At 60.1% G+C, this 13,412-nt stretch carries 14 protein-coding genes; 8 read left to right on the top strand and 6 right to left on the bottom strand.

What is annotated here, in order from left to right; all coding sequences use genetic code 11:
• Positions 1–174 precede the first annotated feature (174 nt).
• Positions 175–588, top strand: a complete 414-nt coding sequence (mscL, locus tag J3P75_RS04340) for a large-conductance mechanosensitive channel protein MscL (protein ID WP_203419572.1) — start codon at positions 175–177, stop codon at positions 586–588.
• Positions 589–633: 45 nt separating this feature from the next.
• Here the strand turns inward: mscL and J3P75_RS04335 are convergent, their stop codons facing one another.
• Complete coding sequence (locus J3P75_RS04335; RefSeq protein ID WP_434709438.1) at positions 634–1,410, bottom strand: ferredoxin--NADP reductase; 777 nt, start codon at positions 1,408–1,410, stop codon at positions 634–636.
• A 318-nt stretch (positions 1,411–1,728) separates the two neighbouring features.
• Here J3P75_RS04335 and J3P75_RS04330 point away from each other — a divergent pair, with 318 nt between their 5' ends.
• Together J3P75_RS04330 and J3P75_RS04325 are read left to right on the top strand one after the other, a co-directional pair.
• Entirely contained in the window at positions 1,729–2,442 is a 714-nt protein-coding gene (locus tag J3P75_RS04330) for an autoinducer binding domain-containing protein (protein ID WP_434711206.1), read from the top strand.
• A 174-nt stretch (positions 2,443–2,616) separates the two neighbouring features.
• Positions 2,617–3,741 carry a methyltransferase gene (locus tag J3P75_RS04325; RefSeq protein ID WP_434709437.1) on the top strand — a complete coding sequence of 375 codons (1,125 nt, stop codon included), beginning with the start codon at positions 2,617–2,619 and terminating at the stop codon, positions 3,739–3,741.
• A gap of 75 nt (positions 3,742–3,816) precedes the next feature.
• On the opposite strand, the gene J3P75_RS04320 is transcribed toward J3P75_RS04325, so the two are convergent.
• The 3 genes from J3P75_RS04320 to J3P75_RS04310 all read right to left on the bottom strand — a co-directional run bounded on the left by J3P75_RS04320 (position 3,817) and on the right by J3P75_RS04310 (position 6,525).
• Positions 3,817–3,984, bottom strand: coding sequence for a DUF2474 domain-containing protein (locus J3P75_RS04320; protein ID WP_150706869.1), 168 nt, complete (start codon positions 3,982–3,984; stop codon positions 3,817–3,819).
• Positions 3,985–4,068: 84 nt separating this feature from the next.
• Positions 4,069–5,076 carry a cytochrome d ubiquinol oxidase subunit II gene (gene cydB, locus J3P75_RS04315; protein WP_090286500.1) on the bottom strand — a complete coding sequence of 336 codons (1,008 nt, stop codon included), beginning with the start codon at positions 5,074–5,076 and terminating at the stop codon, positions 4,069–4,071.
• Positions 5,077–5,079: 3 nt separating this feature from the next.
• Positions 5,080–6,525: a cytochrome ubiquinol oxidase subunit I gene (locus J3P75_RS04310; protein ID WP_434595335.1), complete on the bottom strand. Its 1,446-nt coding sequence runs from the start codon at positions 6,523–6,525 to the stop codon at positions 5,080–5,082.
• A gap of 393 nt (positions 6,526–6,918) precedes the next feature.
• Here J3P75_RS04310 and J3P75_RS04305 point away from each other — a divergent pair, with 393 nt between their 5' ends.
• The gene (locus tag J3P75_RS04305) at positions 6,919–8,157 is read left to right on the top strand and encodes an MFS transporter (RefSeq protein WP_434709436.1); all 1,239 of its coding nucleotides are present in this window, start codon (positions 6,919–6,921) and stop codon (positions 8,155–8,157) included.
• 6 nt (positions 8,158–8,163) lie between these two features.
• Here the strand turns inward: J3P75_RS04305 and J3P75_RS04300 are convergent, their stop codons facing one another.
• Both J3P75_RS04300 and J3P75_RS04295 read right to left on the bottom strand, forming a co-directional pair.
• Positions 8,164–8,715 (bottom strand): DJ-1 family glyoxalase III, encoded by a 552-nt coding sequence (locus J3P75_RS04300; RefSeq protein ID WP_434709435.1) that lies wholly within the window; start codon positions 8,713–8,715, stop codon positions 8,164–8,166.
• Positions 8,716–8,781: 66 nt separating this feature from the next.
• Positions 8,782–9,231, bottom strand: a complete 450-nt coding sequence (locus tag J3P75_RS04295; RefSeq protein WP_434709434.1) for a DUF4879 domain-containing protein — start codon at positions 9,229–9,231, stop codon at positions 8,782–8,784.
• Positions 9,232–9,453: 222 nt separating this feature from the next.
• On the opposite strand from J3P75_RS04295, the gene J3P75_RS04290 reads away from it, so the two are divergent.
• From J3P75_RS04290 to J3P75_RS04275, 4 genes are all read left to right on the top strand, one after another.
• A complete protein-coding gene (locus tag J3P75_RS04290) occupies positions 9,454–10,749 on the top strand; it encodes an NCS2 family permease (protein ID WP_203419579.1) in 1,296 nt (431 codons plus the stop codon).
• Positions 10,746–11,825, top strand: coding sequence for a tRNA (uridine(54)-C5)-methyltransferase TrmA (gene trmA / locus J3P75_RS04285; protein ID WP_434709433.1), 1,080 nt, complete (start codon positions 10,746–10,748; stop codon positions 11,823–11,825). The genes J3P75_RS04290 and trmA overlap by 4 nt, the downstream gene beginning before the upstream one ends.
• 194 nt (positions 11,826–12,019) lie before the next feature.
• Positions 12,020–12,478 (top strand): type II 3-dehydroquinate dehydratase, encoded by a 459-nt coding sequence (gene aroQ / locus J3P75_RS04280; protein ID WP_093098129.1) that lies wholly within the window; start codon positions 12,020–12,022, stop codon positions 12,476–12,478.
• Complete coding sequence (locus J3P75_RS04275; protein ID WP_434709432.1) at positions 12,465–13,319, top strand: shikimate dehydrogenase; 855 nt, start codon at positions 12,465–12,467, stop codon at positions 13,317–13,319. Before aroQ ends, J3P75_RS04275 begins: the two co-directional genes overlap by 14 nt.
• The last annotated feature ends 93 nt before the right edge of the window (positions 13,320–13,412 follow it).

The raw sequence follows: 13,412 nt of genomic DNA, 5'->3' as shown, positions 1-13,412 counted from the left end.
GCTTCCCGGTCAGCGATTTACGCGCTATTTCGCGCGCGATTGCTGGCACTTTGCAAACTAATCGTATATTGATGTGTCGATAAAAACGGGGATTGTAAGAAGGTGTTTCGCGCAGGACGCGTTTCGCTGATTTACACTGCCTTCACCAAACTCATCTGTAACAAGGAAATAACTATGGGCGTGCTTAGCGAGTTCAAGGCCTTCGCGGTCAAAGGCAATGTGGTCGACATGGCCGTCGGTATCATCATCGGTGCGGCGTTCGGCAAGATTGTGTCGTCGTTTGTCGGTGATGTGATCATGCCGCCAATCGGCCTGTTGATCGGCGGGGTGGACTTCAGTGATCTGGCCATCACGCTCAAAGCCGCCGAGGGCAACACGCCCGCAGTGATGCTGGCTTACGGCAAATTCATCCAGACGGTGCTGGACTTCATCATTGTCGCTTTTGCTATCTTCATGGGCGTCAAAGCCATCAACCGCCTCAAGCGCGAAGAGGCCGTGGCCCCGACCGCACCGCCGATCCCGAGCAAGGAAGAGCAACTGCTGGGCGAAATCCGCGACCTGCTCAAGGCGCAGAACGAGCGGCCCTGAGTCATTTGCCTCAACAAGAAACGGCACCTGCGGGTGCCGTTTTCGTTACCAGTAATTTTCCACGGCGACCTGGCCGGGCCGGCGCGTCAGGCTCAGGCGCATGTCCCGTTGCTTGAGCAGCGCTCGGGTCTCGTCGATCATCTGCGGATTGCCGCACAACATGACCCGTGAATGCTCCGCCGACAGCTCCACGCCCGCCGCACGTTCCAGTTCACCGCTTTCGATCAGCGTTGTAATGCGCCCGTGCAGCGCTCCCGGGTGCGCCTCGCGCGTCACCGTCGCGATGAACCTCAACTTGTGCGCGTATTCGCTGAGGTAGTCGCGTTGGTTAAGACCGGCAATCAGTTCCTGATACGCCAGCTCGCGGGCCTCGCGCACGCTGTACACCAGAATGATGCGCTCGAATTTTTCCCAGACTTCGAAGTCCTGCAGAATCGACAGAAACGGTGCCACCCCCGTACCCGTCGATAACAGCCAGAGATCACGGCCATCAACGAAACGATCAAGGGTCAGGTAGCCGAATGCCTGGCGATCGACCAGCAACGTGTCGCCCACCTGTAGCCGGCTCAGTTCGCTGGTGAACTCACCGCCCGGGACGACGATGGAGAAGAACTCGAGAAACTCGTCAAACGGCGACGACACCATCGAATAGGCGCGCCAGACAACACTGCCATCGGCCTTGGCCACACCAAGCCGGGCGAACTGCCCGGCGCGGAAACGAAAACCGGCATCACGAGTGGTGCGCAGGGTAAACAGGTTCGGGGTCACAGGTCTGACGTCGAGCAAAGTTTGCGTGGTGTACTTCTCAGCGCTGGCGGTCATGGGGGACTCCATTGAACGGTTGCTGCCAGTCTCGCGCAAAAAGACGCGGTTAAACACCGACGATTGATAATGGTATTGAGCCCGTATCAAACCAGAGATTCATTTGAAGTGGTCACACAGGTCAGAATTTGAGTAATTACTTCAGATGACAACTTCAATGTAATACGCCGATGTATTAAGAACCCTTTATCCATATATCTTACTGTTCAATACCGAAAAAATTTATAGCCCTCTGTATGAAACGTCCTACACTTCGCTGCGTGCCGGATCTTTTTGGATCCATCAGGCGCCCCCGGTAACGTCATGGAGCGTTTCATTATGGAAACATGGAAGGAATCACAGCTGAAACAACTGACGTTTGCCAAGGGCATCGATGCTGCTTATCCGATATTGCTGCGATTTGCCGAAAATCTCGGGTTCAATTTTGGTGCGATTTCAGTTGTTCCATTACACCGCGACATGCAGCTCAAGCCCTTGCAAATCAATAACTATCCTGAAGAGTGGAACAGTCAATATGAACAAAACAGTTACATAAAAACAGATCCGCTGATATCACACTGCAATCACTCCATGTCACCCATAGTGTGGACCGAATCGTTGTTTACAGAATCCCACGACATATGGCTGGGCTTGCAAAAACATGGATTACAAAATGGCTGGTCGCAGTCCTTTCATCATGAACCAAGTGGTCTGTGCAGTATTATCAGCCTGGCGCGCCGACACTGTTCCATCAGCCCATTGGAGCTGTATGAGCATTTTGGCTATATGTTTTATGCCAGCAGCCACTTGAGTGAACTGTTCGCCCGGACCCTGCCGGCAGAAGCGCTCAGGCCCCGCCAACCTCACCTCTCCACGCGAGAACTGCAGGTCCTGAAACTGTCAGCGGTTGGCAAGACCGCCTATGAAATCTCGAAAATCCTCAGCCTCAGCGAACGCACGGTGAATTACCATGTGCAGAACCTGATCATCAAACTCAACGTTTGCAACAAGATTTCCGCCGTTATCGCAGCCGCCAGAGCCGGCATCATCTGATCGCTCAGCCGCGCTTTCCTTGTAATCACACGGGTAATGCCAAAGAAATAAACGTAACATTCGTAACCTTCCTGAGTGATGACGCCAGCAGAACGCGTTGCCTTACACTCGGTCGGTTCCGCCGCACACGCCAGGGCTGCGGAATATCCGTTGATCATCCCTGAGTCCCGCCCCATGCCTTTGCTTGAAACACCCTTCGCCCAACTCGACCTGATCCGCCAGCCCGAGCAGCAGAACGAACCGCTGCAAGCCTTCGATGCCGCCGACGAGTACCTGCTCAATCATCTCGCGGCGCAGCAACCGACGGCCGACACCCGTGTGCTGGTGCTCAACGACAGCTTCGGGGCGCTGGCAGCCAGCCTGCTCGGCAAGGTCAAGGTCAGCAGCAGCGGCGACTCGTTTCTCGGCTTTCAAGGGCTGGAGAAAAACCTGCTGCGCAACGGCCAGGCGTTCGATGCGGTGCGCGGTATCCCGGCGAGCGAGCCTTTGGTCGGGCCGTTCGACCGGGTGCTGCTCCGGGTGCCGAAAACCCTCGCGCTGCTGGAAGAACAACTGATCCGCCTGCAAGGGCAACTGGCGCCCGGCGCCGAAGTGATCGCCGCAGCAATGGTCAAGCACCTGCCGCGTGCCGCCGGTGACCTGCTTGAGCGTTACATTGGCCCGGTGCAGGCCTCGCTGGCGGTGAAGAAGGCCCGCCTGCTGATTGCCACGCCTGAAGCCAAGGCTGCGGCTGCCTCGCCCTACCCTACGCGCTATCGCCTCGACGAGCCGCCGATCGAATTGCTCAACCACGCCAACGTGTTCTGCCGCGAAGGGCTGGACATCGGCACCCGGGCCTTCCTCCCGCATTTGCCGAAAAACCTCGGCCAGGCCCGAGTCGCCGATCTGGGTTGTGGCAACGGCGTGCTGGCCATCGCCAGTGCTTTGCAAAACCCGGATGCGCATTACACGCTGGTCGACGAGTCATTCATGGCGGTGCAATCGGCCCTGGAAAACTGGCGGGCCGCACTGGGCGATCGCGAGGTAATCGTGCGTGCCGCCGATGGCCTGGCCGGACAAGAAGCGCAATCGCTGGATGTGGTGCTGTGCAACCCGCCTTTCCATCAACAGCAGGTGGTCGGTGACTTCCTCGCCTGGCGCATGTTCCAGCAGGCGCGCGACGCGCTGGTGGTAGGCGGTGCACTGTACATCGTCGGCAACCGCCATCTGGGTTACCACAGCAAACTGGCGAGGCTGTTCCGTGGCGTCGAGCAAGTGGCGGCCACGCCGAAGTTTGTCATCCTCAAAGCGCGCAAATAAACCCGCAGACGAAAAAAACCCTCCGCAAGGAGGGTTGGCAAATCTGTACCCGAAGGCGCCGGGGACAGGATGATTTCAGTGTGTGGTCAGGCCTGCTGCGTTCATGAACATACGCATCAGGCTGGCGGCGATAAACAGCACACCCACGCTACCGACCCAGATCAGGGCCAGCCAGCCGAGCCGCTGCCACAGCGGCTTCTTCTCGGCTTGTTCAATGTCGTGCAGGGAATGTTTGCCGGTCATTGCATCGATCTCCGTTAAGCCAAGGCGTCACTGAGGACGCCCTCGCGAGCAGGCTCGCTCCCACAAGAGAAGCCCAGCAGCAGACTAGTGATAACCGTCTTCATGGGTCACCTTGCCGCGGAACACGTAGTAGCTCCAGAAGGTGTAACCCAGGATGAACGGAATGATGAACAGCGTGCCCACCAACATGAAGCCCTGACTTTGCGGCGGTGCCGCGGCGTCCCAGATCGAGATCGATGGCGGCACGATGTTCGGCCACAGGCTGATGCCCAGACCGCTGTAGCCAAGGAAGATCAGCACCAGCGTCAGCAGAAACGGCGTGTAGTTGGCGTTACGCGCCACGGCCCGGATCAAGCCATACAGGGTGACCAGCACCAGAATCGGTACTGGCATGAACCAGAACAGGTTGGGCATGCTGAACCAGCGCGAGGCGATTTCCGGATGCGACAATGGCGTCCACAGACTGACAATCCCGATCACTGCCAGCAGCACGAACGCCAGTGGCCGCGCCAGATCGTGCATCTGCTCTTGCAGCTTGCCTTCGGTCTTCATGATCAGCCAGGTGCAGCCGAGCAAGGCATAGGCGACCACCAGGGCGGCGCCGCAGAACAGCGTGAACGGTGTCAGCCAGTCCATCGAACCGCCGGCGAACTGGCGGTTGACCACCGGCAAGCCGTCGATGAACGCTCCCAGCGCCACGCCCTGGAAGAACGTCGCCGCGATCGAGCCACCGATGAACGCCTTGTCCCACAGATGACGTTTTTCATCCTTGGCCTTGAAGCGAAACTCGAATGCCACGCCGCGAAAGATCAGCCCCATCAGCATGAAGATCAGCGGCAGGTACAACGCTGAGAGCACCACCGAATACGCCAGCGGGAACGCGCCGAACAACGCCGCGCCGCCGAGTACCAGCCAGGTCTCGTTGCCGTCCCAGACCGGAGCGACGGTGTTCATCATCACGTCACGGTCGGTCTTGCCCGGAACGAACGGGAAGAGAATCCCGATGCCCAGGTCGAAACCGTCCATGACCACGTACATCATGATGCCGAAGATGATGATCACGGCCCAGATCAGCGGAAGATCAATACCCATGGCTCAAATCTCCTTGGTCAAGCGAGTGTTGTCTTCGTGCTCGCCATCGGCCGGATCGTCGGCAGCGGACAACGGACGCGCCGGGGTGCGCTTCTTGCCTGGACCACCGTCCGGCGTACCGGTGCCCTCGCTGAGCTTCGGACCTTTGCGCACCAGGCGCATCATGTAGCCGAGGCCGGCCCCAAACAGGGCGAAATACACCACGACGAACATGATCAGGGTGATGCTCATCTGCAGGAAGCTGTGGTTGGACGACGCATCCGCAGTGCGCATCAAGCCGTAGACCACCCACGGCTGGCGGCCGATTTCAGTGGTGAACCAGCCAGCCAGAATCGCGATCAGGCCGGACGGGCCCATCCACAGCGCCAGATGCAGGAACGGCCGCGAGGTATACAGCGAGTCACGCTTGCGCAGCCACAAACTCCACAGACCGGTGAAGATCATCAGGAAACCCAAGCCGACCATCACCCGGAACGACCAGAACACGATGGTCGAATTCGGCCGGTCTTCCGGCGGAAACTCCTTGAGTGCCGGTACTTGCTTGTCCAGCGAGTGGGTCAGAATGAGGCTGCCGAGGTACGGAATCTCGACGGCAAATTTGGTGCGTTCTTCTTTCATGTCCGGCCAGCCGAACAGAATCAGCGGCGTTGCTTCGTCACCGTGGTTTTCCCAGTGACCTTCAATGGCAGCGATTTTCGCCGGCTGATGTTTGAGCGTATTAAGACCGTGGAAGTCGCCGATGACCGCCTGGATCGGTGCAACGATCAGCGCCATCCACATGGCCATCGAGAGCATGGTGCGGATCGCCGGATTGTCCCGGCCGCGCAGCAAATGCCAGGCCGCTGACGAGCCGACAAAGAAAGCCGTAGCGATGAACGCCGCAGTCGCCATGTGCAGCAGGCGATACGGGAACGAAGGATTGAAGACGATCGCCAGCCAGTCGGTCGGGATCACCTGACCGTTGACGATTTCGAAGCCCTGCGGGGTTTGCATCCAGCTGTTGGAAGCGAGAATCCAGAAGGTCGAGATCAGCGTGCCGATAGCCACCATGACCGTAGAAAAGAAGTGCAGCCCGCGCCCGACCTTGTTCCAGCCGAACAGCATAACGCCGAGGAAACCGGCCTCAAGGAAGAACGCCGTGAGCACTTCATAGGTCAGCAACGGCCCGGTGACGGCGCCGGCGAAGTCCGAGAAGCGACTCCAGTTGGTGCCGAACTGGTAGGCCATGACCAGGCCGGAGACCACGCCCATGCCGAAGTTGACGGCAAAAATCTTCGACCAGAAGTGGTAAAGGTCACGGTAGGTGTCGTTTCGAGTCTTCAACCACAGACCTTCGAGCACCGCCAGGTAACTCGCCAGGCCAATGGTGATGGCCGGGAACAGAATGTGGAACGAGATGGTGAACGCGAACTGAATTCGGGCGAGATCGAGAGCCTCTAAACCGAACATATGGCTTCCTCTGTCAGGTAATACGGGTGGCAGACCCGGAGGCCTGCACCACTGCCCCCACGGATATGGAGTGCGGCGAATTCGGATTCGTTCTTTTTTTACAGCCATCGCAACGCAGGGAGTCTGGCCAACTGGCCGTCAGATCAAACCCTCGAGAGGTGTTGATCTGGATCAAGCAACGGTAAAAGAGTAGTCCCATTTTTGCCGTTGAACGGCGTGGTCGTTTGCCGCGTGACAAGTTGCCTCATCGTCCTGACAGGACGTCGGCCAATGGCTTCGCACGCTGACGGGGACAATTCGATGTCTGGCTAAGTAAATTTTTCACTCGTAGCAACTTCCTGTTACAGACTGGTGATAATCTCGCGATTCCCCTCGAGCCAGACCTGCCTTCAGATGCCCAGCCAAGAGCCCCTGCTGTTACGTCACCATCGTCCGTTTCTGGCTTTCTGGTTCGCGCGGATCTTCACCGCCAGCGGCTTTCAGATGCTCACCGTGGCGATTGGCTGGAACCTTTATCAACTGACCGGCAACGTTCTCGACCTGGGTCTGGTCGGTCTGGTCGAGTTTGCCCCGCGCGTGCTGTTCATGCTGCACACCGGACATGTCGCCGATCGCTATGACCGGCGCAAAGTCGCAGCGCTTTGTCAGTCGCTGCAGGCAATGATCGCCCTCGCACTGGCGATCGGCAGCGCCACCGATCACGTCACCCGCGAAATGATCTTCATCCTCGCGTTCCTCCTCGGTGCGGCGCGTTCGTTCGAGATGCCGACCACCCAGGCATTGCTGCCAAGCATCGTGCCCAGCGCGCTGTTTCCGCGGGCAGTGGCGGCCGCGCAGTCGGCACAACAATCGGCAACGATCATCGCGCCCGCCCTCGGCGGTTTGCTCTACGCGTTCGGCAGCGTCTGGGTGTATGGCCCGACCGTGCTGCTCTACGTGATTGCCTGCACGCTGATGCTGAACCTGCCGGCGCGGCAAACACCGCTGAACAAAGGCAAAGCCACCCTGGATTCGTTGCTTGCAGGCATTCGCTTCATTCGCAGCCGCCAGGACATTCTCGGGGCGATTTCGCTGGATCTGTTTGCCGTGTTGCTCGGCGGCGCCACGGCGCTGTTGCCGGTATTCGCCAAGGATATTCTCCTGACTGGTCCATGGGGCCTCGGCCTGCTGCGCTCGGCACCGGCAGTCGGCGCCCTGGCGATGTCGCTGTTCCTCGCGCGGTTTGCCGTGGAACGCAACGTCGGCCGTGTGATGTTCACCGCAGTCGGCGTGTTCGGCGTCGCGACCATTGCCTTCGGCCTGTCGACCTCGTTCTGGTTCTCATTGGCGGTGCTGGCGGTGCTCGGCGCGGCGGACATGATCAGCATGGTCATCCGCGCCTCCTTCGTACAACTGGAAACCCCCGACGAAATGCGCGGCCGGGTCAGCGCGGTCAACGGCCTGTTCATCGGCGCCTCGAACCAGCTGGGCGAATTCGAATCCGGCCTCACCGCCCACTGGTTCGGCACCGTCCCGGCGGTGGTCATGGGCGGGATCGGCACGCTGGTGGTGACGGGGACGTGGATCAAACTGTTCCCGACCTTGGCGAATCGGGACCGGATGCATGTGCCGGTGGAAGAGACGAAGGTCTGAAGTTACTCAGGCTTGAAGCTCCGCAGCCACTCTTGCCCGCGATCCCTTGCCACCAAGCTGCTCGACCAGCGTCAGGGCGAACTCCAATGCGGCGCCGGAGCCCTGTGCAGTGATGCAGTTGCCGTCGACCACCACCGGTTGGTCAACAAACGTACAACCCGACAGTTGATGACTGGCGCCGGGCAGGCAGGTCATGCGGCGTTGGCGCAGCACGCCGAAGGCTTGCAGGGCGACGGCCGGCGATTCGCCGATAGCGGCGAACAGGCGTCCGGCGCTGGCCTGATCCTTGAGCAACTGTTGCAACGGTTGATGCGCCGCCAGGTGCTGTGAGCCGACGGCGCCGCCGGGCAGCACGACCAGATCGAAGCTTTGCGCCAACACATCGACCAGCATGCCGTCGGCGGTCAGGCGCGTGCCGCGGGCGCAGGTGAGCATGCGCCGGCCTTCGATACTGGCTGCGACCACTTCGATCTCGGCGCGACGCAGCACGTCAATCAATGTCACGCTTTGCAGATCATCGATGCCCTCGGCGAGGGTAATCAGCACTCTTGAAGTCATGGGCGTTATCCACAGGGTGATCCTTCAAGCGTAGTCAGCTTCCCCCGGATCGCGCAGCGTCAGCCGTTACTTGATGTAAAGCTGGGTCGACATGGTATTGCGCGGGGCATTGATCGAGGTGTTGCTGAAGCTGAAGGTGCCGTCCTGTTTGCCAGCCAGATCGAAGGTATACAGCGAACCGACGGTTGTGCGCCCGGGCGTGCATTCGGTCAGATTGCCATTGTCGTACGCGCACACCGGGGAACGGTTGCCGTTGACTTCGAAACCGTCCAGCGTGGCGTGCGGCTGGTTCTGGCCGTAACCGACTTCCAGCACATAGACCTTGATGCTCGGCCCGCTGTGATTGCATTGGGTCTGCGGCTGGTTATCGGCGATGTCTTCCAGACCACAGCTCGGCGATTGCACCTTGATGACTTTTACCTGCGTCAACGCTGCCGCCGAAGCAGCCCATGTTGCTGGCGCACCCGCCGTCAGCACCGCCATCAAGCCCCAACCTGCCACCCAGCCCTTGCTCATGCGTCGCTCACCCGGAAAAATTCAGCGCGCAGTATGGCGCAGTTGTTTGCTGCGCAAAACTTCGCCGACGATCGACACCGACAACCGCCATATTGCTCACGCTGCTGGTATGATGCGCGGCTTTTTCCGGCCCAGCACAATTTTCCAGGCGCTTGCGATGGTCTGTGCTTTGCTGTTGAGGTCGATACATTCACGGCGCCACGCGCGCCACGGGGAGCAGACATGCTGGAAAGGCTGTTTCAACTCAAGGCACACAACACCAACGTGCGCACCGAGATTCTCGCGGGCATCACCACGTTTCTGGCCATGGCCTACATTCTGTTCGTCAACCCGAGCATTCTCGGCGAGACCGGCATGGACAAGGGTGCGGTGTTCGTTGCCACCTGTCTGGCGGCCGCCATCGGCTCGACGGTCATGGGCCTGATCGCCAACTACCCGATCGCCCTCGCACCGGGCATGGGCCTGAACGCCTTCTTCACCTACACCGTGGTGCTGCACATGGGCCACACCTGGCAAGTGGCGCTGGGTGCGGTGTTCATCTCCGCCGTGCTGTTTTTCCTGCTGTCGATCTTCCGCATCCGTGAGTGGATCATCAACAGCATCCCGCTGCCGCTGCGTTCGGCGATTGCGGCCGGTATCGGCCTGTTCCTCGCGTTGATCGCCCTGCACAACGCCGGCATCGTCGTCAGCAACCCGGCGACCATGGTCGGCCTCGGTGACCTGAAAGCCCCGGCACCGATTCTCGCCACCCTCGGCTTCGCCCTGATTGTCGGGCTCGAAGCACTGAAAGTGCGCGGCGCGGTGCTGATCGGCATTCTCGCGGTGACGATCGTGTCGATCGTCATGGGCTTCACGCCGTTCGGCGGCGTCACCTCGATGCCTCCTTCGCTGGCCCCGACGTTCCTGCAACTGGACATCAAAGGCGCACTGGACATCGGTCTGGTCAGCGTGATCTTCGCCTTCCTGTTCGTCGACCTGTTCGACAATTCCGGCACCCTGATCGGCGTCGCCAAGCGCGCCGGCCTGATGGGCAAGGACGGCCACATGCCGAAAATGGGGCGTGCGCTGATCGCCGACAGCACCGCGGCCATGGCCGGCTCGCTGCTGGGCACCTCGACCACCACCAGTTACATCGAATCCGCCGCTGGCGTGAGTGCCGGCGGCCGCACAGGTCTGACCGCCATCGTGGTGGCGATTCTGTTTCTGCTGGCGCTGTTCTTCTCGCCACTGGCGGCCAGCGTTCCGGCATTCGCCACCGCACCGGCACTGCTGTTCGTCGCCGTGCTGATGACTTCGGGCCTGGCGGAAATAGACTGGGACGACATCACCGTTGCCGCGCCGGTCGTGGTCACCGCGCTGGCCATGCCGTTCACTTATTCGATCGCCAACGGCATCGCGTTCGGCTTCATTTCCTGGACCGTGATCAAGCTGCTGTCGGGCCGCGCCCGCGAGCTGAACCCGGCGCTGGTGATCCTGTCGATTCTGTTCGTGATCAAGTTGGGTTGGTTCAACGCATGACTTTCGATTCCCAGGCTTACGCCGAACAACTTCAAGCCAAGGTCACGCGTTTGCGTGACCTGCTGGCACCGTTCGATGCTCCCGAGCCGGCGGTGTTCGACTCGCCGCTACAGAACTTCCGCCTGCGCGCCGAATTCCGTCTGTGGCGCGAGGCCGGTGAACGGCACTACGCGATGTTTTCCCAGGACGACAAGCGCACACCGATCCTCATCGAAGACTTTCCGATCGCCAGCCTGCGCATCAACCAGTTGATGCCGCAACTGAAGGCTGCGTGGCAGGCCAGTTCAGCGCTGAGCCACAAGCTGTTTCAGGTGGAATTTCTCACCACGCTGTCCGGCGACGCGATGATCACCCTGTGTTATCACCGCCCGCTGGATGAACACTGGCATGCCGCTGCAACGCAGTTGTCGGCGGATCTGGGCGTCAGCATCATCGGCCGTTCGAAGGGCAAACGCGAAGTGCTGGGCCTCGATTATGTGGTCGAGAAACTCGACGTCGGCGGCCGCACCTTCAGCTATCGCCAGCCGGAAGGCGCGTTCACTCAGCCCAACGGCACGGTGAACCAGAAGATGCTCAACTGGGCGTACGAAGCGCTGGGCGATCGGCCTGACGATCTGCTGGAGTTGTACTGCGGCAACGGCAACTTCACCCTGCCGCTCGCCACTCGCGTGCGAAAAGTGCTGGCCACTGAAATCAGCAAGACTTCGGTCAACGCTGCGTTGAGCAACCTCAGCGAAAACGCTGTGGATAACGTCACTCTGGTGCGCTTGTCCGCCGAGGAGTTGACCGAAGCCCTCAACGAAGTGCGCCCGTTCCGCCGCTTGCACGGCATCGACCTGAAAAGCTACGAGTTCGGCAGCGTCTTCGTCGACCCGCCACGCGCCGGCATGGACCCGGACACCTGCGAGCTGACCCGGCGCTTCGACAACATCCTGTACATCTCCTGCAACCCGGAAACCCTGGCCGCCAACATCGCCCAGTTGCACGACACGCACCGCATCACCCGCTGCGCACTGTTCGACCAGTTCCCGTGGACCCATCACATGGAATCGGGTGTATTGCTGACCCGCCGTTGATACTGATGCCGGATACGAAAAAGCCGTCGTGATTGACGGCTTTTTTGTGCCTGCTGTTTTGTTTGTGCGATCACCGAACACATAACGCCAAGGTATTTTTTGTTCGATTGACCATGGTAACCATCTAGTACATTTTATCCCCACAGGCCGAGACCTACGGCCAAAGCCAAAAACAATAAGTGGAGTTTGCCCCCATGTCCCCTATCGTTCTGGTGCTCAACGGCCCGAACCTGAACCTGCTCGGCACTCGTGAGCCGGCGACTTACGGCCATGAAACCCTGGCTGACATTTCTGCGCTGTGCGGGCGTGCCGCCGAGGAGTTCGGCCTGACGGTGGAATTTCGCCAGACCAATCACGAAGGCGAATTGCTCGACTGGATTCACGCTGCCCGCGGCCGTTGCGCCGGGATCGTGATCAACCCGGCGGCGTGGACGCACACATCGGTGGCGATTCGCGATGCGCTGGTGGCGAGCGAGTTGCCGGTGATCGAAGTGCACCTGTCCAACGTGCATGCGCGCGAGCCGTTTCGTCATCACTCGTTCGTCTCGGCGATTGCCACAGCGGTACTCTGCGGTTTTGGCAGCCACGGTTACCGCTTGGCGCTGGAGCATTTCAGCCAGCGGTTGCAGGGGGCGAAACATGGCGCGCGCTAACGCGGTACTCGCCGGGCTGATCGGCGCCGGTATTCAGGCCTCCCGTACGCCGGCACTGCATGAACACGAAGGTGATGCGCAGGGTCTGCGTTACCTGTACCGGTTGATCGATCTCGATCAATTGCACCTCGACAGCAACGCCCTGCCCGACCTGCTGCTCGCTGCCGAGCGCATGAACTACACCGGCCTGAACATCACCTTCCCGTGCAAGCAGTCGATCATCCCGCTGCTCGATGAGCTGTCGCCGGAAGCGCGCGGGATCGGCGCGGTAAATACGGTGGTGTTGAAGGACGGCAAACGTATCGGTCACAACACCGACTGCCTCGGTTTTGCCGAAGGCTTTCGCCGGGGCCTGAAGGACGCGCCGCGCGAGCGTGTGGTGCAGATGGGCGCTGGCGGCGCTGGTGCGGCCGTAGCCCACGCGTTATTGAGCGAAGGCGTACAGCAATTGAACATTTTCGACGTCGACAGTGAGCGCGCCGAGAGTCTGGCATACAACCTCAATCAGCATTTCGGCGCCGGTCGCGCCGTCGCCGGGCGCGACCTGCCGAGCGCAATGAATCTGGCCGACGGCCTGGTCAACACCACGCCGATGGGCATGGCCAAACTGCCAGGCATGCCGGTGCCGGTCGAGCTGCTGCGCACGGACCTGTGGGTAGCGGAAATTGTGTACTTCCCGCTGGAAACCGAACTGCTGCGCAACGCCCGCGCCCTCGGTTGCCGCACGCTGGACGGCGGCAACATGGCGGTGTTTCAGGCAGTGAAAGCGTTTGAACTGTTCAGCGGCATGGCGGCGGATGCGCAACGCATGCTTGAGCATTTTCAGCGCATGAATGGCTGAACCCTGCGCCCCCCCATTGTAGGAGTGAGCCTGCTCGCGATAGCGGTGTATCAGTCAATAAATTTTTAGCTGACATACCGCTATCGCGAGCAG

Origin of the sequence: Pseudomonas sp. R1-1 (assembly GCF_051132135.1) — a bacterium.
Classification (GTDB): Bacteria; Pseudomonadota; Gammaproteobacteria; order Pseudomonadales; family Pseudomonadaceae; genus Aquipseudomonas.
Note: the sequence above shows the minus strand (reverse complement) of the source record. Positions and strands in the feature narration are given on the sequence as shown.

Coding starts and splice junctions, on each gene's coding strand:
- aroQ (WP_093098129.1), top strand. CDS start 12,020: ATGTCCCCTATCGTTCTGGTGCTCAACGGCCCGAACCTGAACCTGCTC.
- mscL (WP_203419572.1), top strand. CDS start 175: ATGGGCGTGCTTAGCGAGTTCAAGGCCTTCGCGGTCAAAGGCAATGTG.
- J3P75_RS04275 (WP_434709432.1), top strand. CDS start 12,465: ATGGCGCGCGCTAACGCGGTACTCGCCGGGCTGATCGGCGCCGGTATT.
- J3P75_RS04335 (WP_434709438.1), bottom strand. CDS start 1,410: ATGACCGCCAGCGCTGAGAAGTACACCACGCAAACTTTGCTCGACGTC.
- J3P75_RS04310 (WP_434595335.1), bottom strand. CDS start 6,525: ATGTTCGGTTTAGAGGCTCTCGATCTCGCCCGAATTCAGTTCGCGTTC.
- J3P75_RS04300 (WP_434709435.1), bottom strand. CDS start 8,715: ATGACTTCAAGAGTGCTGATTACCCTCGCCGAGGGCATCGATGATCTG.
- J3P75_RS04295 (WP_434709434.1), bottom strand. CDS start 9,231: ATGAGCAAGGGCTGGGTGGCAGGTTGGGGCTTGATGGCGGTGCTGACG.
- J3P75_RS04325 (WP_434709437.1), top strand. CDS start 2,617: ATGCCTTTGCTTGAAACACCCTTCGCCCAACTCGACCTGATCCGCCAG.
- J3P75_RS04290 (WP_203419579.1), top strand. CDS start 9,454: ATGCTGGAAAGGCTGTTTCAACTCAAGGCACACAACACCAACGTGCGC.
- cydB (WP_090286500.1), bottom strand. CDS start 5,076: ATGGGTATTGATCTTCCGCTGATCTGGGCCGTGATCATCATCTTCGGC.
- trmA (WP_434709433.1), top strand. CDS start 10,746: ATGACTTTCGATTCCCAGGCTTACGCCGAACAACTTCAAGCCAAGGTC.
- J3P75_RS04305 (WP_434709436.1), top strand. CDS start 6,919: ATGCCCAGCCAAGAGCCCCTGCTGTTACGTCACCATCGTCCGTTTCTG.
- J3P75_RS04320 (WP_150706869.1), bottom strand. CDS start 3,984: ATGACCGGCAAACATTCCCTGCACGACATTGAACAAGCCGAGAAGAAG.
- J3P75_RS04330 (WP_434711206.1), top strand. CDS start 1,729: ATGGAAACATGGAAGGAATCACAGCTGAAACAACTGACGTTTGCCAAG.